This is a genomic window from Variovorax sp. UMC13 (assembly GCF_014170375.1).
Classification (GTDB): Bacteria; Pseudomonadota; Gammaproteobacteria; order Burkholderiales; family Burkholderiaceae_C; genus Variovorax.
Genome location: NZ_LZZW01000031.1, coordinates 67,751 through 85,875 on the forward strand (window position 1 = coordinate 67,751; position 18,125 = coordinate 85,875).

17 protein-coding genes are annotated in these 18,125 nt (G+C 63.3%); all 17 read left to right on the forward strand.

Annotation, left to right across the window (positions count from 1 at the left end; all coding sequences use genetic code 11):
• The first annotated feature begins 11 nt into the window (after window positions 1-11).
• A complete protein-coding gene (locus A9977_RS25310; protein ID WP_043371994.1) occupies window positions 12-3,107 on the forward strand; it encodes an efflux RND transporter permease subunit in 3,096 nt (1,031 codons plus the stop codon).
• Window positions 3,104-3,424, forward strand: a complete 321-nt coding sequence (locus A9977_RS25315; RefSeq protein WP_003056157.1) for a DUF3240 family protein — start codon at window positions 3,104-3,106, stop codon at window positions 3,422-3,424. The genes A9977_RS25310 and A9977_RS25315 overlap by 4 nt, the downstream gene beginning before the upstream one ends.
• A complete protein-coding gene (locus A9977_RS25320; RefSeq protein ID WP_230391045.1) occupies window positions 3,421-4,719 on the forward strand; it encodes a TolC family protein in 1,299 nt (432 codons plus the stop codon). The genes A9977_RS25315 and A9977_RS25320 overlap by 4 nt, the downstream gene beginning before the upstream one ends.
• Entirely contained in the window at window positions 4,700-5,488 is a 789-nt protein-coding gene (locus A9977_RS25325; RefSeq protein ID WP_227472611.1) for a phosphatase PAP2 family protein, read from the forward strand. The genes A9977_RS25320 and A9977_RS25325 overlap by 20 nt, the downstream gene beginning before the upstream one ends.
• A gap of 26 nt (window positions 5,489-5,514) precedes the next feature.
• Complete coding sequence (locus tag A9977_RS25330; RefSeq protein WP_046984619.1) at window positions 5,515-7,158, forward strand: phosphoethanolamine transferase; 1,644 nt, start codon at window positions 5,515-5,517, stop codon at window positions 7,156-7,158.
• An 11-nt stretch (window positions 7,159-7,169) separates the two neighbouring features.
• Window positions 7,170-7,592 carry a diacylglycerol kinase gene (locus A9977_RS25335; protein ID WP_012204569.1) on the forward strand — a complete coding sequence of 141 codons (423 nt, stop codon included), beginning with the start codon at window positions 7,170-7,172 and terminating at the stop codon, window positions 7,590-7,592.
• A 42-nt stretch (window positions 7,593-7,634) separates the two neighbouring features.
• Complete coding sequence (locus A9977_RS25340) at window positions 7,635-8,549, forward strand: LysR family transcriptional regulator (protein WP_012204568.1); 915 nt, start codon at window positions 7,635-7,637, stop codon at window positions 8,547-8,549.
• A 25-nt stretch (window positions 8,550-8,574) separates the two neighbouring features.
• A complete protein-coding gene (locus A9977_RS25345; protein ID WP_003056142.1) occupies window positions 8,575-8,802 on the forward strand; it encodes an EexN family lipoprotein in 228 nt (75 codons plus the stop codon).
• Between the two features lie 216 nt (window positions 8,803-9,018).
• Complete coding sequence (locus tag A9977_RS25350; protein ID WP_043371996.1) at window positions 9,019-11,028, forward strand: conjugal transfer protein TraG; 2,010 nt, start codon at window positions 9,019-9,021, stop codon at window positions 11,026-11,028.
• Complete coding sequence (locus A9977_RS25355) at window positions 11,025-11,489, forward strand: ribbon-helix-helix protein, CopG family (RefSeq protein WP_003056139.1); 465 nt, start codon at window positions 11,025-11,027, stop codon at window positions 11,487-11,489. Before A9977_RS25350 ends, A9977_RS25355 begins: the two co-directional genes overlap by 4 nt.
• Window positions 11,486-12,535 (forward strand): P-type conjugative transfer ATPase TrbB, encoded by a 1,050-nt coding sequence (gene trbB / locus A9977_RS25360; RefSeq protein ID WP_043371999.1) that lies wholly within the window; start codon window positions 11,486-11,488, stop codon window positions 12,533-12,535. The genes A9977_RS25355 and trbB overlap by 4 nt, the downstream gene beginning before the upstream one ends.
• The gene (locus A9977_RS25365) at window positions 12,532-12,918 is read left to right on the forward strand and encodes a TrbC/VirB2 family protein (RefSeq protein WP_003056137.1); all 387 of its coding nucleotides are present in this window, start codon (window positions 12,532-12,534) and stop codon (window positions 12,916-12,918) included. Before trbB ends, A9977_RS25365 begins: the two co-directional genes overlap by 4 nt.
• Window positions 12,915-13,187, forward strand: a complete 273-nt coding sequence (locus A9977_RS25370; protein WP_003056130.1) for a VirB3 family type IV secretion system protein — start codon at window positions 12,915-12,917, stop codon at window positions 13,185-13,187. The genes A9977_RS25365 and A9977_RS25370 overlap by 4 nt, the downstream gene beginning before the upstream one ends.
• A 14-nt stretch (window positions 13,188-13,201) precedes the next feature.
• Window positions 13,202-15,673: a conjugal transfer protein TrbE gene (trbE, locus tag A9977_RS25375; RefSeq protein ID WP_043372001.1), complete on the forward strand. Its 2,472-nt coding sequence runs from the start codon at window positions 13,202-13,204 to the stop codon at window positions 15,671-15,673.
• Entirely contained in the window at window positions 15,670-16,425 is a 756-nt protein-coding gene (gene trbJ, locus A9977_RS25380; RefSeq protein WP_003056124.1) for a P-type conjugative transfer protein TrbJ, read from the forward strand. Before trbE ends, trbJ begins: the two co-directional genes overlap by 4 nt.
• Window positions 16,426-16,436: 11 nt before the next feature.
• Window positions 16,437-16,763, forward strand: a complete 327-nt coding sequence (locus tag A9977_RS25385) for a hypothetical protein (RefSeq protein ID WP_003056123.1) — start codon at window positions 16,437-16,439, stop codon at window positions 16,761-16,763.
• The gene (gene trbL, locus A9977_RS25390; RefSeq protein WP_043372004.1) at window positions 16,760-18,112 is read left to right on the forward strand and encodes a P-type conjugative transfer protein TrbL; all 1,353 of its coding nucleotides are present in this window, start codon (window positions 16,760-16,762) and stop codon (window positions 18,110-18,112) included. Before A9977_RS25385 ends, trbL begins: the two co-directional genes overlap by 4 nt.
• Window positions 18,113-18,125: the final 13 nt, after the last annotated feature.

Here is an 18,125-nt window from a genome sequence, read left to right on the forward strand (position 1 = left end):
GGCGACCACGCATGTTGTCCCGTCTGATTGAATTTTCCCTGCGCCAACGTGCGCTGGTACTGCTTGGCGTGCTGGCTTTGGCGGGTGCGGGCCTAGCGGCCTTCCTGCAACTGCCGATCGACGCCTATCCGGATATTTCCCCCACGCAGGTCAAGCTGATTATCAAGGCTCCTGGCATGACGCCTGAGGAGGTGGAGTCGCGCGTGATCACGCCGCTGGAGATGGAGTTGCTCGGCGTGCCCCGGGGCGTGATGTTGCGCTCCACGGCCAAGTACGCCATCGCCGACATCACGGTGGACTTTGCCGAAGGCAGCGACATCTACTGGGCGCGTCAGCAGGTGGCTGAACGCTATGCCGGCGTTTCGGGCAGCCTGCCCGAAGGCGTCAGCGGCGGGCTGGCGCCGATTTCGACACCGCTGTCGGACGTGTTCATGTTCACCATCGAAGGCGGTGGCCTCACGTTGAGCGAGCGCCGCGCCCTGCTGGACTGGACGCTGCGCCCGGCCCTGCGCACGCTGCCCGGTGTTGCTGATGTCAACGTGCTGGGTGGAGAAGCCAAGAGCTTTGCTGTGGTGCCGGATCGCGCACGGCTTTCCGCTGCGAGCCTCAGCTTCTCTGATGTCATCACGGCGATCGGCCGCAACAACCGCAATGACGGTGCGGGCCGCCTGGATGCAGGCGAAGACACGCTGATCGTGCGCGCCGAAGGCGCGATCCACACTTTGGACGATTTATCCCGTCTGATCCTGCGCGCGGGGGCCAATGGTACGGCCCCAGTTCGCCTGGGCGACGTGGCCCAGGTGCGCATCGAAGGCGTGACGCGATATGGCGCCGTCACCCGGGACGGCGCGGGCGAAGCGGTGGAAGGCATCGTGGTGGCGCTGCGCGGGGCCGATGCCTCGGCGCTGGTCAAAGCCATTCGAGCCCGGCTGGACGAGGTGACTCCCAGCCTGCCGCCCGGCGTCAAGGTGGTGCCGTTCTATGACCGCAGCACGCTGATCGAGCGCGCCGTGGGCACGGTGGAAAGCGCCTTGCTGGAAGCGACGGTACTGGTCGTTATCCTGCTGCTTCTGTTCCTCGGCGAGCTTCGCGCCGCGCTGGTTGTGGCGGTGATGGTGCCTTTGGCGGCACTGGGCACCTTCTTGCTGATGCGTCTGGTCGGCATGAGCGCCAACCTGATGAGCTTGGGGGGCCTCGCGATCGCCATCGGCATGCTGGTGGACGCTGCCGTAGTGGTGGTGGAAAACGCCGTCAGTCGGCTCGACCCGCACGCGCCCAGTGCGCACCAGCCGCGCCTGCACCGCATATTCGCCGCGGCGCGCGAGGTCGCCATGCCTGTGGCCTCGGGCATCCTCATCATCTGTCTGACCTTCATGCCCCTGCTCACACTGCAAGGGTTGGAAGGCAAACTGTTTGTGCCGGTGGCGCTGACCATCGTATTCGCCCTGGGCGTCTCGCTGCTGCTGTCGCTCACGCTGGTGCCGGTGCTGGCCTCGCTGCTGCTCAAGGAACATGCTCACACCGAGCCGTGGGTGATGCGCTGGGCCACGCGCCTGTACCAACCGCTGCTGGAGGCTGCGCTTCACCACCCGCTACGCGCATCGGCGGTCGCCATCGCGGCCCTGGCATTGGGTGTGGTGGCCTACCTTGGCACGGGCAAGGCGTTCATGCCGACGATGGACGAGGGCGATATCCTGCTGCAACTGCAAAAACCCCCGTCCATTGGGTTGCAGCGCTCGCTGGAGATTGACCTGGCGGTGCAGAAGGCCATCGGTGCGGCGGTGCCCGAGGTGCGGCACAGCATCGGGCGGGTGGGCTCCGACGAGCTGGGGCTCGACCCGATGGGCCTGAACGAAACCGACCTGTTCATGCAGCTCGCACCGCGCAAGGATTGGCATGCAGCCGACAAGGACGCGTTGAGTGCCGAGATACGCAAGGTGATGGATGCCTTCCCCGGCCTGGAATTCGGCTTTACCCAGCCCATCGAGATGCGCATCTCGGAAATGCTCACCGGCAGCCGGGGCGACGTGGCCGTCAAGCTGTTCGGCCCTGACCTGCAAACACTGGGCGATCTGGCGCAGCGCATGGCCGCTCGCATCGAGAAAGTGCCCGGTGCGCGCGACGTGCTCACCCAGGCCAGCGACAGCGTGGAATACCTGCAGGTGAAGGTGGATGCGCAGGCGGCGGGGCGCGCCGGGCTGGCCGTGACACAGGTTCAGGACGAGTTGCGCGCGCAACTCGAAGGCGTTCCGGCCGGGCTGGTGATTGAGCCGGACAGGCGCACGCCGATCGTGGTGCGCGGCGACGCCCGCCTGCGCGGCTCGGCCGAGCGCTTCAAGGACTTGCAGCTCGCCCGCGGCGATCAGGGCGAAATCCCCTTGACCTCGCTGGCGCGCATCGCCACCACTGATGGCCCCGTGCTGGTGCGGCGCGAGAACGGCTCGCGCTTCGCGCTGATCCAGTCCAGCGTGAGCGGGCGCGATCTTGTCGGCTTCGTGGATGAAGCGCGCGCCGCCGTAGCGCGCGACGTGCCGCTGCCGCCCGGCTACCGCGTCGAATGGGGCGGGCAGTTCGAGAACCAGCAACGCGCAGCGGCCCGCCTTGGCATGGTGGTGCCGGTGGCCCTGGGGCTGATTTTCTTCGTGCTGTTCATGACCTTCGGCTCGGTGCGGCAGGCCGCGCTCATCCTCGGCAACGTGCCGTTTGCCATGGTCGGCGGCGTGGCGGCGCTGTGGCTGTCGGGGCAGTACCTGTCGGTGCCTGCTTCGGTCGGCTTCATCGCGCTGCTGGGCATCGCCGTGCTCAACGGATTGGTGCTGATGACGCACTTCAACCACCTGCACGCGCTAGGCCTGCCCATGGAACAGGTGGTGCGCGAAGGTTCGCTGCGACGGTTGCGCCCCGTGCTGATGACGGCTTCCATCACCGCCTTTGGCCTAGTGCCCCTGCTGCTGGCCAGTGGCCCTGGCTCTGAGATCCAGCGCCCACTCGCCATCGTGGTGATTGGCGGACTGGTCAGTTCCACTGCGCTGACCCTGGTCCTGCTGCCGGTGCTGTACCGGCGATTCGGCCAGGCCATCTCCTCACAACAAGGAGTCCACGCATGAACGGATTGAAAGAAGCGCAACTGGTGCGCCTGAATCTGGTGTTTCCACCCACGCTCGAAGACGCCGTCACCGATGCCCTGATGGCCGACCCGGTGCTGCCAGGGTTCACCCTGTTGCACGCCGAAGGGCATACCGGCGACTTCGCGCGCGCGTCCATTCGCGAGAAGGTTCGCGGCCGTGTGGATCGGCGCGTCATTTGGGTGTTGATCGAATATGAACAACTGGAACAGGTCCTGGCGCATCTGCGCCAGCGCATCGCGTCTAGCGATGTCCGCTGGTGGGTGGAGTCGGTGTTGGCAAGTGGAAGACTGGTATGACGAGTAAAAACAAAGGATGCAGCCTGGTACTACCGACTGGTGCCGTCATGGTGGCTATCGCGGCTTTGACATTTCATCCCGCGCAAGCGCGCGCCGATGATCTTTCGTGGCTGCCTGCGCAGGCGCAAGTCGAAGCGGCGATAAAAATCCAGCCGGTCGTGAATGCCGCAGCCGCTCGCTTGGACGCGGCGGCCGCCACGCAAAGCGCCCTTGAAGCCGGTAGCCACGAATTTGAACTCAGTAGTGGCCTACAACGTCGCAACGTGACCAACGAAGCGCGTCGCTACAACGAATGGGAAATCCAGCTCAGCCGTGCTGTTCGCTTGCCAAACAAGGCGCGTATAGATCGGGACATCGGCAGCCGCACCCGTAGGGTGGCCGATATGCGCCTTGAAGATGCCGAGCACCAAATGGCAAGGCGACTGTTGGAAGTCTGGGCCGGATGGCTGCGCAGTTTCGTCGTAGCCGACGAGATGCAAGCTCAGGAAAAGTTGCTTAGACGTGAGCAGGAAGCAATGGCCCGCCGCGTGGCCCTGGGCGATGCAGCGCAGCGGGACAGCGACGTTCTGCAAGCCGAACGCGCGATGCTTGCAGCCCAGGTTAGCGCTGCGCGCGACGCAGAACGGGCAGCACGACAAACGATGGTGATCGAGTTCCCGGGCATTGAGACTCCCGCGCGGCCATCCACGCTGCCAGATCCCGATCCTTTGCCGGGCGGGGTACAGGAGTGGCTGGCGCGAATTGTGCGACAAAGCGTCGAAATCGGCATTGCCGATGGAGAGGCAGCGCGCCTTGCCAAGGTGGCCGAGCGAGCTCGCGCCAACCGCACGCCCGACCCCACAGTCGGGGTACGGATGATGTCTGAACGCGGTGGGACGGAACGTGTCATTGGCGTTGTCCTGACGGTGCCATTTGGCACTGACTATCGCAGTGCAATGGCTGCCACGGAAAGCGCCAACGCAGCTGCCGCAGAGGCAGAGGCGCTCGGCGTGCGGCGCGCGGTGGAGCAAAGTGCGTGGGTAGCCGCGCAGGCAGCTGAAAGTAAGCGCACGCAGTGGCAGTCATTCGCGCAGGCGCTGGCCGCGCAGACCACGGCCAGCAACCGCACGCGGCGAGCTTGGGAACTGGGAGAGGCCCCCTTGGCCGAATACCTCTTGACGTTGCGAAACCTGCGCCAGACACGCCTCGGTGAGGCACAGGCTCGCATCGATGCGCTGCAAGCGTCAGCACTGGTGCGTATCGATGCGCATGCGCTGTGGCATTCGAAGGGGGCACATGCCGATGCCCCTCAATGAATCCCGACTACTGGGCAACGCCCCACTATCCAACGCACCATTCGCACCTCGATTCTTAATCACTCATTTAGCGCTACCAGCGGGTGCGGCGCTGATCATCAGCAGTCTATTGATGGATGGCGGTGGGGACTTCTGGGTCGCCGATCATCTCTATCGCTTGCAGGGCAGCCGATGGGCTTTGCGGGATGCCTGGCTAACCAGCAACCTGCTGCATCGTGGTGGGAAGAATCTTTCCACCTTCCTGGCAATTGCGGTTGCAGCAACGTGCATCTGGGCTTGGAGAAAAAAACGTAGCAACAAATGCTCGGCATACCTACGCTGGCCGCTACTGTATCTTTTTTGTGCGTACTTGATCGGGGCACTGACGGTTTCGGCGCTGAAATCGTTCACTAACATGGATTGCCCCTGGAACTTGGTGCGCTATGGCGGAGCGCGAGTGTTTGTGGGCCTGTTTGAAACACGCCCGCCCGGTATGCCGCGCGGTGTGTGCTTTCCCGCAGGGCATGCAAGTGCCGGATATGCATGGGTCAGCCTATATTTCTTTACCTTGATGGTTCGTCCTGCCTGGCGTTGGATGGCCTTGGCTGCAAGTTTGATGATAGGTGCCATCTTTGGATGGACCCAGCAGGTGCGCGGAGCCCACTTCCTTTCCCATGACTTGTGGACGCTCCTGATTTGTTGGGTCGTTGCCTTGGGTCTTTTCATGGTCTGGCAACGCTGGTTTGTTGATGGCTCAGGCGATGTCTATTCATCGGGGTTCCAAGCATGAGAACTTTCAAACAGGCTCTCGGTCTGATGCCGCGATTCAGAACTGCAAACCTCAAGGACCTAAGCCATTGGCGACCACAATGCAGCGTCGAGTGGCTGATCTTGATGACCAGTATTTTCTTTGCACTAGCCTGCAATGGTCTATTTTGGAGTAGCGCCTTAGGCGTCCAGTCCAGCTTACGCATGGGTACATCCGTACTGCTGTTTCTGGTGGGAATTCACAGTCTGCTGTTGAGTTTGGTTGTGTGGCGCTGGAATGCCAAGGTTTTACTTGCGGTGCTTTTTGTTGCCTCTGCCCTCGCAACACATTACATGCGCAGCTTTCATATCTACCTCGATTCGAGCATGTTGCGCAATGTTCTAGCCACAGACTTCAAGGAAAGTCGCGAGCTACTGACGCCTGCATTGATTGCTCCACTAAGCCTACTGGCAGTAGTTCCGATTATTTTTCTTTGGCGAATCCGATTGCTCGGGCGTACTTGGCTGAAAGCAACCGTGTGGCGTATGGGATTGATGCTGTTTTCGACACTGATGATTTCGGGCGGTGTCATGCTGTCATTTCAGGACATGTCCGCACTGATGAGAAATCATCGCGAAGTGCGATACTTGATTACACCGGGAAACTATCTGGTGGGTTTGCCGAAGGCACTGACAGGTTCCTCTATCACGCAGTCCGCCGAAAAAATACCCATTGGAGCTGATGCCGTTGCAACAGTCAGGCCCGAAGGCAGTCGGCCACGTTTATTAGTCTTTGTCGTAGGCGAGACGGCTCGCGCCCAAAACTGGGGATTGAACGGCTATGCACGCGAAACAACGCCTCAATTGACTCAGATGGGTGTGATCAATTTCTCCGACATGCACTCCTGTGGAACTAATACCGAGGTTTCTGTGCCTTGCATGTTCTCGTCCTTTGGTCGCCGAAACTACGATGAAGACAAGATTCGCTCACACCAATCCTTACTGCATGTTCTGGAGCGCGCCGGTATTACCACCTTATGGAGAGATAACCAGTCAGGTTGCAAAGGGGTGTGCGATGGTCTCGAATATCAAAGCCTAGGGAATGCACAAAGTTCCTCTTTATGCGTTGATGGTCGGTGTTTCGATGAGATTTTGCTTGAAGACTTACCAGCTCAGGCTCGCAAAAATCCCGGTGATCGTGTGATTTTTTTGCACCAGCTTGGAAATCATGGCCCCAGCTACTTTCAACGATACCCAGCAGCGTATCGAAAATTCATCCCAACATGCGACACACCGGAAATGGGGAAATGCACCCGCGAACAGATTGTGAATAGCTACGACAACGCTATTCTCTACACAGATCATTTCCTAACCCAAGTCATTAAAAAATTGCAGGGCCTTTCCGACTACGACACAGCTATGATATTCGTCTCGGATCACGGCGAATCCCTGGGCGAGAAGGGACTTTTTCTGCACGGCATGCCTTATGCGATTGCTCCACAAGAGCAGACTCGTGTTCCTTTGGTTATGTGGTTCTCTTCAACGTTTACTCAAAGTCGAGGGCTGAATATTGGCTGTTTGAGTGAGCGAGCCCGCTCTTATGCGAATCACGACGCATTGTTTTCGTCTGTCTTGGGGCTAATGCAGGTTAAAACAAGTGAGTACGATAGGAATTTCGATTTTTTCTTTGGCTGTGATGATAAGAATATATAAGAGTTGTTCTCATGAAAGATAAAAAACACACAATCGCAGCTGATTCCATGTCCGCATTCGAAAATAAACAAAAATCTCGCCGAGGAATATTGAGAATTTGGCATGCGTCCCATTACTCAATTCAGGGATTGCGCGCTGGATGGAATGAGCCGGCCTTTAGACTTGAGTCAGTATTTTCCTTTGTGTTGGTCCCATTGGCCTTCTGGTTGGGGCAGGGATGGGTCGAAGTCGCTCTTCTCTCAGGAAGTATCCTTATTTTGATGATTGTGGAGCTACTCAATACTGCTGTGGAATCGGCGATTGATCGTATTGGCCCTCAATGGCATGAGCTATCAAAGCGTGCAAAGGACATGGGAAGCGCTGCCGTGCTGTTAGCCACTTTGCTGACTGGGGGGGTTTGGCTGTCAGCACTCTGGCAAAGGCTGATTAATTAGCCGCGCAAATGAAATTAGACGAATTAAAGTGGAGTGAGCACAATGGAGCTTCGACATCTTCGCTGCTTTCTCATCGTTGCGGAGGAACTTCATTTCGCTCGCGCCGCTGAACGACTACATATCGACCAATCTCCACTTTCACGCACTATCAAAGAATTAGAAGAGGAACTTGGTGCTCGTTTATTCATTCGTACTACCCGAAGCACTCAACTAACCCGTGCCGGGCGACAGCTTTTGGAGCATGTCCCGCGCATTTTTACCGCATTGGATCAGGCCCGTGATGGCGTCAAGTCGGCCACCAACGGATTTTTAGGCCAGTTACGCATTGCCTTGTCTGATGGTGTAACACCCACACGATTGTCAACTTTGCTGGCGCGATGCCGTGAAGAGGACCCTGAAGTTGAGATGCGTCTGTTTGAGGTGCCGCTCGGGCTGCAGATCAAGGGTTTGCATGAAGATCTGTATGACGTAGGTTTTTCGATGGCAGAGGATGGAGGCGATGGGATCTTGGTCACACCTGCTTGGGAAGATGAACTGATGGTAGCGGTGCCAGCCCGCCATCCCGTGCTCGCCTTCAAACAGGTTCCGCTGAAAGAAGTGCTGCGCTATCCGTTGGCACTGGGCGACCCGGCGGTCTGCGAAGGCCACGCGCGGCAGATCGATCGTTTTCTGCGCAAGCTCGATCAGGAGCCGCTGATTGCGCAGCGCGTGGCAACCTTCGACGTGATGATGACGCTGGTTTCCGCTGGCCTGGCTTTGGGCCTAGCGGGCGAGGCGCATATCGCCTCCAGCCGCGAGCCGGGTGTCGTGGCCCGCCGCTTGGCAGGCAAGCCATACATGCTTACGACCTATCTGCTACGCCGCGATGCGGAGCCGTCCGAGATGCTGGCTCGGTTCATCGAGCGTGTGGCCTTCATTGATTCGGCAGACGGTATCGACGCTGCCGACGATGCCTGAACCATCCGACGAAAGGACTGGAATCATGAACAGAGTGATGCTACTGATGCTGACCGTCGCACTGACCGCATGTGGCTCGTCTCAACCTTCGGAAACCGTGGATTTCCTCGCGGCGCATCCCGAGCGCATCAAGGAGATTCAACGGCAATGCAAGGAAGATCGCACAAAAGTCGGTGATGAACTTTGCCGCCGTGCTGCCGAAGCCGCCAATCGGCGTTTCTTCGGTGACCGACCTGAGCAGAAGTCCAAATAGCTCTGTTGTAGTCGCTTCGCAGCGACAAAGTTCTCGCTGACACCTCACTACGCCGCAACGCGCTCCCGTCTGCGGCGTTTTTATTGCCTTCGCTCCTGCAAGAAATCAGGCTTTTTCGGCCTAAATCCCCGCCATAACGGTCTTTGACCGACCTATGCACACGCCTTGATCCTGATGCACGCGGCACGTTGTTGTGCCGTGATTGGAGGCGGGATCATGCAAGGGACGAACGTGCTGTTCGGTCAGATCGCCGTGGTATTCGGCATCGTGATCGCCGGCGTGTGGGCAGCCACACAATGGACAGCCGCCGCCCTGGGCTATCAGCTACGCCTTGGCTCGCCCTGGTTCGACTTCTTCGGTACGCCGGTCTATCACCCGTGGCGGCTGTTCGAGTGGTGGTTCTTCTTCGATGCCTACGCGCCCAGCGTCTTTGACATCGGCGGCGCCATTGCGGGTGGCAGCGGCCTGGTGGCCGTGCTGGTGGCCATCGGCATGTCGATCTGGCGCTCGCGGCAATCGCGCCTGGTCACGACCTACGGCTCGGCGCGCTGGGCGAACGCGGATGACATTCGCGAGGCCGGTCTCACGCAGCCGGACGGCGTGTTCCTCGGCCAGCACGAACGCCAGTACCTGCGCCACGAAGGTCCGGAACACGTCCTGACCTTCGCACCAACCCGCTCGGGCAAAGGCGTGGGCCTGGTGGTGCCCACCTTGTTGAGCTGGCCCGCGTCCGCCGTCATCCATGACATCAAAGGCGAGAACTGGCAGATCACCGCAGGCTGGCGCTCGCGCTTCTCGCATTGCCTGCTGTTCAACCCGACCGATGCGAAGTCAGCGGCCTACAACCCGCTGCTGGAGGTGCGTCGCGGCGCCCATGAGGTGCGCGACGTGCAGAACATCGCGGACATCCTGGTCGATCCCGAAGGCGCGCTGGAGCGGCGCAACCATTGGGAGAAGACCAGCCATGCTCTGCTGGTCGGCGCCATCCTGCACGTGCTCTATGCGGGCGAGGACAAGACGCTGCGCGGCGTCGCCAACTTCCTCTCCGATCCGGCTTGCCCATTCGAGCTGACGCTGCACCGGATGATGACCACGCCGCATCTCGGCTATGGCCCGCATCCGGTCGTCGCATCGGCGGCGCGCGAAGTGCTCAACAAGTCGGACAACGAGCGTTCCGGCGTGTTGAGCACGGCCATGTCGTTCCTCGGCCTGTACCGCGACCCTACGGTGGCCGAAGTCACGTCGCGTTGCGATTGGCGGATTGCCGACCTGATCGCGGCCGAGCATCCGGTATCGCTGTACCTTGTGGTGCCGCCTTCAGATATTTCGCGGACGAAGCCGCTGATCCGCCTGATCCTCAATCAGATCGGGCGACGGCTGACGGAATCGCTCGATGGCTCCGACGGCATCGAGCGCCGCCACAAGCTGCTGCTGATGCTTGACGAGTTCCCGGCGCTCGGGCGGCTCGACTTCTTCGAGACGGCACTGGCCTTCATGGCGGGCTATGGCATTCGCAGCTTTCTCATCGCGCAGTCGCTCAATCAGATCGACAAGGCGTATGGGCAGAACCATTCGATTCTGGACAACTGCCATGTCCGCGTGACGTTCGCCACCAACGACGAACGCACGGCCAAGCGGATCTCCGAAACGCTGGGCACTGCAACCGAGCTGCGCGCACAGCGCAACTACGCAGGCCACCGGCTCGCGCCGTGGCTGGGCCACCTGATGGTGTCGCGCCAGGAGACCGCGCGCCCACTGCTGACGCCGGGCGAAGTGATGCAGTTACCGCCGGATGAAGCCGTGGTGATGGTGTCCAGCGTGGCGCCGATCAAGGCCAAAAAGCTGCGCTATTACGCGGACACCAATTTCAAGCGGCGCGTGCTGCCGCCGCCCGTGCTTGCGGCCGGACGCTATGCCGACGTTCCGCCCTCGCGAGCCGACGACTGGAGCGGGCTGGCGATTCCCGCCGTGCCTGCCGCAGCGGCCACTGCACCTACTGATGGCCTGGAGCACTTGGGTTCGGCCGACGACGGCGGACCGCGCCGTCAGCCCGAACTTTCCGAAGCCGTCGCCTACGACCCCGAGCTGGCCGCGTCCGCAGCCGACCTCGGGTTGCTCGATGACGATGACGACCTGCCGCTTCCCCTTCCTCGCCAGCTTGACCCGGCCATGCAGCGCACGGCCCGGCTGGCTTCCCTCGACCCCAACGACGGAATCGAGCTATGAGCCACTACCGCCTCAACCTGTTCATCCAGCCGGAGCATGCCAAGCGTCTGGACGAGCTGGCCGCCAAGAAAGGCGTATCGAAATCCAGCATCGTCGCGGCGGCGCTCGCATCGTGGCTGTCGCCCGATGCTGCCGACCAGCGCGAGGCAGCGATTGCCAAGCGGCTTGATCGCCTCTCGCGCCAGGCCGAGCGCATGGAGCGCGACCAGAACATCGCCATCGAAACGCTGGCGCTGTTCATCCGCTATTACCTCACGGTCAGCACGCCAGTTCCCGAGGCGCACCAAGACGCGGCACGCGCACAGGGCAAAGCGCGCTTCGAGCAGTTCGTTGAACAGTTGGGTCGCCACCTGCTGCGCGGTCGAAGCCTGGTGCGCGATGTGGTGGAGGAACTGCACCCCGACCCGGCGCGGATGGATGACGCGGCGGCAGTTGCCGAAGCGCAAGAGCGCGCCTCATGAGCGTCGCACCTTCGTCCTTCGCCACCTCGCTCGACCGCCGCATTCAGATGCTGCGCACGGCGATGGGGCCGCTGATCGCTGCCGCGCTCGAAGACCCGGACGTGGTGGAAGTCATGCTCAATCCTGATCGCACCCTTTGGGTGGATCGGCTTTCATCGGGCCGCGCACCGATGGGCGTGGAGCTGTCCGAGGCGGACGGCGAGCGAATCATCCGCCTTGTCGCCGCCCACGTTGGCGCAGAAGTCCATCGCGGCCAGCCGCTACTGTCCGCCGAACTGCCCGAAACCGGCGAACGCTTCGAGGGTATCTTGCCGCCCGCCGCGCCAGGGCCGGCCTTCGCGCTGCGGAAGCGCGCCATCGGTGTGATTCCGCTGGAGCGGTACGTCATCGACGGGATGATGACCAGCGCGCAGGCGGGCTTTCTCGTTCGTGTCGTGCGCGAGCGGCAGAACGTCCTGATCGCCGGCGCCACCAGCAGCGGCAAGACCACGCTCGCCAATGCGCTGCTGGCCGAGATCGCCGCCACGGGCGACCGCGTGCTGGTGCTCGAAGACACGGTGGAACTGCAATGCGCGGCCCGCGACCACGTTCCGCTGCGCACCCGCGCAGGCGTGGTGTCGATGACCGAGCTTGTGCGCTCGTCCATGCGCCTGCGGCCTGACCGCGTGGTCGTGGGCGAGGTGCGCGGCGCCGAGGCGCTGGATCTCATCAAGGTGTGGGGCACGGGCCATCCGGGTGGCATTGCCACGATCCACGCCGGCTCCGCCCTCGGCGCGCTGCTGCGCCTGGAGCAACTGATTCTCGAAGTGGCGGTGAACCCGCCCCGCGCGCTGATCGCCGAGGCGGTCAACGTGGTGATCCACATCGCCGGGCGCGGACGCAAGCGCCGCATCGAGAGCATCGCCCGCGTCGTCGGCTTCGACGGCGTGGGTTACCGACTGGCGGATGCGATGGACGCGCCGTTTCCCGAGCTGCCGCCACTTCCCGATGCCGCACCCGCTGCGGCGACTTCCCCATCCCTCGACCTTTCTGGAGAACTGCCATGACGCACGTTGATGCTTTCCGTATTTCTGTAAATCCGCTTTCCCGCCGCTCCAGTCCCGCGCGGCTGGATGGCCTGGCCCGCCCGGCCATGCAAGGCTTGATGCTCGCTGCCTTCATGCTGCTGCTTGCGGGCACTGCACAGGCCGCCGGTTCCTCGATGCCGTGGGAAGGCCCGCTGCAATCCATCCTTGAATCCATCCAGGGGCCGGTGGCGCGCATCGTCGCGGTCATCATCATCATCGCCACGGGCCTCGCGCTCGCGTTCGGCGACACGTCGGGCGGCTTTCGCAAGCTGATCCAGATCGTGTTCGGCTTGAGCATCGCCTTCGCCGCGTCCTCGTTCTTCCTGTCGTTCTTCAGCTTCTCGGGCGGGGCCGTCGTATGAGTGCCCCGGACACCTTCGCGGCCGGGTTCGAGGTGCCGCTGCATCGCTCGCTCACCGAGCCGATCCTGCTGGGCGGCGCACCGCGCACCGTGGCGATCGCCAACGGCACCTTGGCCGCCGCTGTCGGGCTAGGCCTGCAACTGTGGATTCCCGGTGTCGTGCTCTGGATCGTCGGCCATTCGCTGGCGATGCGGGGCGCGCGCGTCGATCCGCAGTTCATGGCCGTGTTCGCGCGGCACATCAAGCACCGCCCGCTGCTGGACGTGTAGGGGAGGACGCCGCGATGCTGAACCTCGCCGAATACCGCCAGCGACCGGCCTTGCTCGCCGACTGGCTGCCCTGGGCCGGACTGGTGGCACCGGGCGTCGTCTTGAACAAGGACGGCAGCTTCCAGCGCACGGCGCGCTTTCGTGGCCCCGACCTCGACAGCGCGACGCAAGGCGAGCTGATCGCCACATCGGCGCGCTTGAACAACGCGCTGCGCCGCCTGGGTTCGGGCTGGGCGCTGTTCATCGAAGCCGAGCGCCGGTCTGCCGCCGACTACCCGCACTCCGATTTCCCCGAACCGCTGTCCTGGCTGGTCGATGAAGAACGCCGCGCCGCCTTCGAGGATTCGGGCAACCACTTCGAGAGCGGCTATCACCTGACGCTGGCCTACCTGCCGTCCGAGGAATCCCGTGCTCGGGCCGCGGGCCTGCTGTACGAAAACCGGCCCACCGAAGGCGTGGATTGGCGCGAGCGGCTGCACGCCTTCGTCGCTGAAACGGATCGCATCTTCGACCTGCTCGATGGCGTGATGCCGGAGATCGCCTGGCTTGATGACAGCCAGACGTTGACCTACCTGCATTCGACCGTCTCGACGCGCCGCTACCGCGTCGGCGTTCCCGAAGTGCCGTTCCACATCGACGCGCTGCTGACCGATTCCGCGCTGGTCGGTGGCCTGGCGCCGATGCTGGGCGACCAGCACCTGCGCGTGGTGTCGGTGCGCGGTTTCCCGACCTCGACCTGGCCGGGGATTCTGGACGACCTCAACCGCCTGGGCTTCGCGTATCGCTGGAGTACGCGCTTTCTGTGCCTCGACAAAGCCGAGGCGGAAAAAGAACTCGCCCGACTGCGCCGCCAGTGGTTTGCGAAAAGGAAGAACGTCATCGCGTTGCTGCGCGAGACGATCTTCCAGCAGGAAAGCCCGCTGGTCGATACCGACGCCAACAACAAGGCCGCCGACGCCGATGCTGCCTTGCAGGAGCTGGGCAGCGATCAGGTCGCCTTCGGCTACCTGACGGCGACCGTCACCGTCATGGACGCGGACGCCGCCGTTGCCGACGAGAAGCTGCGCATGGTGGAGCGCGTCATCCAGGGGCGCGGCTTCGTCACCATCCCCGAAACGCTCAACGCCGTGGATGCGTGGCTGTCGTCCATTCCGGGCAACGCATACGCCAATGTCCGCCAGCCCATCGTCTCGACGCTGAACCTGGCGCACATGATGCCGGTGTCGGCGGTATGGGCCGGCCAGGAACGCAATGCGCATCTCGATGGGCCGCCGCTGATCGTCACGCGCACAGACGGCGCCACGCCGTTCCGGCTGGTGACGCACATCGGCGACGTGGGCAACACGCTGGTGGTTGGCCCCATCGGCATGGGCAAGTCGGTGCTGCTGGCGACGATGGCGATGCAGTTCCACCGCTATCGCGGCTCGCGCATCTTCGCCTTCGACATGGGGCGCTCGATCCGCGCGGCCATCCTGGGCATGGGCGGCGAGCACTACGACCTGGGCGCGGACGACGAGATCGCCTTCCAGCCGCTGGCGCGCATCGACCGAGAGGGCTACCGCACCTGGGCCAGCGAATGGGTGGAAGGCCGCCTGCTGCACGAAGGCGCGGCCGTCGGCCCGGACGAGAAGGCGGCCATCTGGTCTGCGCTGGGGAGCCTGGCCAGCGCGCCGGTGGAGCAGCGCACGCTCACGGGCCTGACGGCCTTGCTGCAATCGAACACCTTGCGCCAGGCACTCGCGCCCTACGTCCTGGGCGGCGCGCACGGCAGGCTGCTGGATGCCGACCACGACCGCCTCGGCACATCCGACGTGCAGGCGTTCGAGATGGAGGAGCTGATGCACAGCAAGGCTGCTGTGCTCGCGGTGCTGCGCTACCTGTTCGCGCGCTTCGAGGAGCGGCTGGATGGTGCGCCCACGCTGCTGATCCTCGATGAAGCCTGGCTGTTCCTCGATGACCCGGTGTTTGCGGCGCGCATCCGCCAGTGGCTCAAGACGCTGCGCAAGAAGAACGTCAGTGTCATCTTCGCCACGCAGTCGCTCGCGGACGTGAAGGATTCGGCCATCGCGCCGGCCATCATCGAAAGCTGCGCGAGCCGGATTTTCTTGCCGAACCCGCAAGCGACCGAACCGCAGATTCGCGCGATCTACGAGGGCTTCGGCCTCAACAGCCGGCAGATCGAGATCGTCGCCACCGCGCAGCCCAAGCGCGACTACTACTACCAATCCCGCCTCGGCAACCGCGTGTTCGACCTCGACCTGGGGCCGGCGACGCTGGCCTTCGCGGGTGCTTCCACGCCGCAAGACCAGCGCGCCATTGATGAGGTTCTTGGCCGCGTGCCGCAGGACGCCGGCGTGCCCGGCTTCGCGGGCGCCTGGCTGCGCCATCGCGGCCTCGATTGGGCGGCCGACCTGCTGCCCTCGTTCCCCGGCTACGCGCCGGGTTCCCTCCGTACCGCTGACCACCCCCAGGAGAACCAACTATGAAATTGCATACCCCCAAGCTCGCCGCGTTGACCGCCGCCTGCGTGCTCGCATTCGGCATCGCGCAACCCGCCCACGCCTTGTTCGGCGTCGGCGACATCGTGCTCGACCCGACCAATCTGGTGCAGAACACGCTCACCGCCGTTCGCACGCTGGAGCAGATCAATAACCAGATCCAGCAACTCCAGCACGAAGCGCAGATGCTCATCAACCAGGCGCGCAACCTGGCCAGCCTGCCGTCCAGCGTGGTCGGCCAGTTGCGCGCGAACCTGGCGACCACCCAGCGACTGATCGCGCAGGCCAAGGGCTTGGCCTACGAAGTGACAAGCATCGACCGCGAATTCGTGCGCCTGTATCCCGAGAAGTACGCCGCCACGGTGAGCGGCAATCAGATGTACCTCGATGCGCAGGAGCGTTGGAAGAACACGCTCAACGGCCTGCAAACGACCATGCAGATGCAGGCCCAGGCGTCGCAGAACCTGAGCGACGACGAAAGCGTGCTGGCCGACCTCGTGGGCAAGAGCCAGTCGGCCGAGGGCGCGCTGCAAGCGATGCAGGCCATGAACCAGTTGCTGGCCTTGCAGGCCAAGCAGTCGATCCAGACGCAGCGGCTCCAGATCACGCAAGACCGCGCGGCCTCGCTGGAACTGGCGCGGCAGGCGGCGGCCACGGAGCGCGGGCGCGAAGTGACGCGCCGCTTCCTGGGCGAAGGCACGCCGTACACGCCGCAGCCCGTCAATTTCTACAACCGCTGACGGAGGCTGCCATGCAACGCACGCCCGTCGTGTTTGCTTTCGCCATTCATGCGCTGGTGCTGGCCGGCTGTGACCGGCCGCAGCAAGTGTCGGTGAATGCGCTCGCCGCCGACCCGGCCCGGTTGCACGCGCTGCGCGCGCAGTGCCGCGCGGGCGCGCACGACGGCGCGTTTTGCGCGCAGGTGGCACAGGCCGACCTGCGGCGCTTTCTCTCCGGCCAGGCCGGGCCGAATGAGTACCAGACGCTGGCCGACCTGCCGCCGATCCCGCCCAGCTTCGATGAACCCGCCGATGGCAGCGCGGCAATCGCTCTGCCTGGGCAGGAGGACTCGCCATGAACGACGTGACGGTCATCGACCGCTTCCTTGACACCTTCTCGCGCTACATCGACTCGGGCTTTGGCCTGTTGCACGGCGAAGTGGCGTTTCTGACCGCCACGCTGATCGTCATCGACATGACGCTCGCCGGGCTGTTCTGGGCGATGAGCCATGCCACCGGCCAGGGCGAGGACGTGATCGCCAAGCTGATCCGCAAGGTGCTGTACGTCGGCGCCTTCGCCTACATCATCGGCAACTTCAACTGGTTGGCTGGCATCGTGTTCCGCTCCTTCGCCGGGCTGGGCCTGACGGCCAGCGGCTCGACCCTGAGCATGGAGAACTTCCTGCAACCGGGCCGGCTGGCGAAGGTCGGCATCGACGCCGGTGCGCCGATCCTGAAACAGATCGGCGACATGGCGGGCTTCCCCGAAGTCTTCGTGAACATCACGCCCATCGTCGTGATGTTCCTCGCTTGGCTGATCGTCCTGCTGTGCTTCTTCGTGCTGGCGATCCAGCTTTTCATCACGCTGATCGAGTTCAAGCTGACCACGCTTGCCGGCTTCGTGCTGGTGCCGTTCGCGCTCTGGAACAAGACCGCATTTCTCGCCGAGAAGGTGCTGGGCAACGTGGTGTCGTCCGGCATCAAGGTGCTGGTGCTGGCGGTGATCGTGGGCATCGGCTCGGGCCTGTTCGCCGAGTTTCAGGTACAGCCCGCCGAACCATCCATCGACCACTCCGTGGTCGTGATGCTGGCCTCGCTGACGCTGCTGGCCTTGGGCATCTTCGGGCCGGGCATTGCAACCGGGCTGGTGTCCGGCAGCCCGCAGCTCGGCGCAGGTGCGATGGCCGGTGCGGCGCTGGGCGCGGCCGGCGCTGCTGTTGCCGTGGGCGCTGCGGCTACGGGCGTCGGCGGCGCAGTCGCCGCCGGGGCGCGCATGGCGCCCGCAGCCGCCAAGCTGGCCGGTAGCGGAGCGCGTGCCGCCACTGGGGCCGCCAGCAGCGCGCGGTCGGCGTTTCAGGCGGGTTCTGCATCCGCCGGCGGTGGCCTCAAGGGCGCCGCCGCCGGCGTGGGCAATGTCGCCAAGACCGGCGCGCAGGCGGCCGGGCAGAAGGTGGCTGATGGTGCGCGCTCGATGAAGGAGCGTGTCGCCGCCGCCTTCCGGCCCGATGACGCCGGATCGGCGTCAGGGGGCGGTGCCGCACAGGCTGCAAACGAGCCAACCCCATCCACCGCGCAACCCGCCTGGGCCAAGCGCCTGCATCGCAGGCAGCAGCTCACCCATGCCGCGACGACCGCCGCCCACACGCTGCGCGGCGGCGATGGCGGCAGCTCCAGCCAAGGCCCGAGCCTGCGCGATTCCGATTCCTGATCTTCAAGGAGAA

Coding starts and splice junctions, on each gene's coding strand:
- A9977_RS25310 (WP_043371994.1), top strand. CDS start 12: ATGTTGTCCCGTCTGATTGAATTTTCCCTGCGCCAACGTGCGCTGGTA.
- A9977_RS25315 (WP_003056157.1), top strand. CDS start 3,104: ATGAACGGATTGAAAGAAGCGCAACTGGTGCGCCTGAATCTGGTGTTT.
- A9977_RS25320 (WP_230391045.1), top strand. CDS start 3,421: ATGACGAGTAAAAACAAAGGATGCAGCCTGGTACTACCGACTGGTGCC.
- A9977_RS25325 (WP_227472611.1), top strand. CDS start 4,700: ATGCCGATGCCCCTCAATGAATCCCGACTACTGGGCAACGCCCCACTA.
- A9977_RS25330 (WP_046984619.1), top strand. CDS start 5,515: ATGCCGCGATTCAGAACTGCAAACCTCAAGGACCTAAGCCATTGGCGA.
- A9977_RS25335 (WP_012204569.1), top strand. CDS start 7,170: ATGAAAGATAAAAAACACACAATCGCAGCTGATTCCATGTCCGCATTC.
- A9977_RS25340 (WP_012204568.1), top strand. CDS start 7,635: ATGGAGCTTCGACATCTTCGCTGCTTTCTCATCGTTGCGGAGGAACTT.
- A9977_RS25345 (WP_003056142.1), top strand. CDS start 8,575: ATGAACAGAGTGATGCTACTGATGCTGACCGTCGCACTGACCGCATGT.
- A9977_RS25350 (WP_043371996.1), top strand. CDS start 9,019: ATGCAAGGGACGAACGTGCTGTTCGGTCAGATCGCCGTGGTATTCGGC.
- A9977_RS25355 (WP_003056139.1), top strand. CDS start 11,025: ATGAGCCACTACCGCCTCAACCTGTTCATCCAGCCGGAGCATGCCAAG.
- trbB (WP_043371999.1), top strand. CDS start 11,486: ATGAGCGTCGCACCTTCGTCCTTCGCCACCTCGCTCGACCGCCGCATT.
- A9977_RS25365 (WP_003056137.1), top strand. CDS start 12,532: ATGACGCACGTTGATGCTTTCCGTATTTCTGTAAATCCGCTTTCCCGC.
- A9977_RS25370 (WP_003056130.1), top strand. CDS start 12,915: ATGAGTGCCCCGGACACCTTCGCGGCCGGGTTCGAGGTGCCGCTGCAT.
- trbE (WP_043372001.1), top strand. CDS start 13,202: ATGCTGAACCTCGCCGAATACCGCCAGCGACCGGCCTTGCTCGCCGAC.
- trbJ (WP_003056124.1), top strand. CDS start 15,670: ATGAAATTGCATACCCCCAAGCTCGCCGCGTTGACCGCCGCCTGCGTG.
- A9977_RS25385 (WP_003056123.1), top strand. CDS start 16,437: ATGCAACGCACGCCCGTCGTGTTTGCTTTCGCCATTCATGCGCTGGTG.
- trbL (WP_043372004.1), top strand. CDS start 16,760: ATGAACGACGTGACGGTCATCGACCGCTTCCTTGACACCTTCTCGCGC.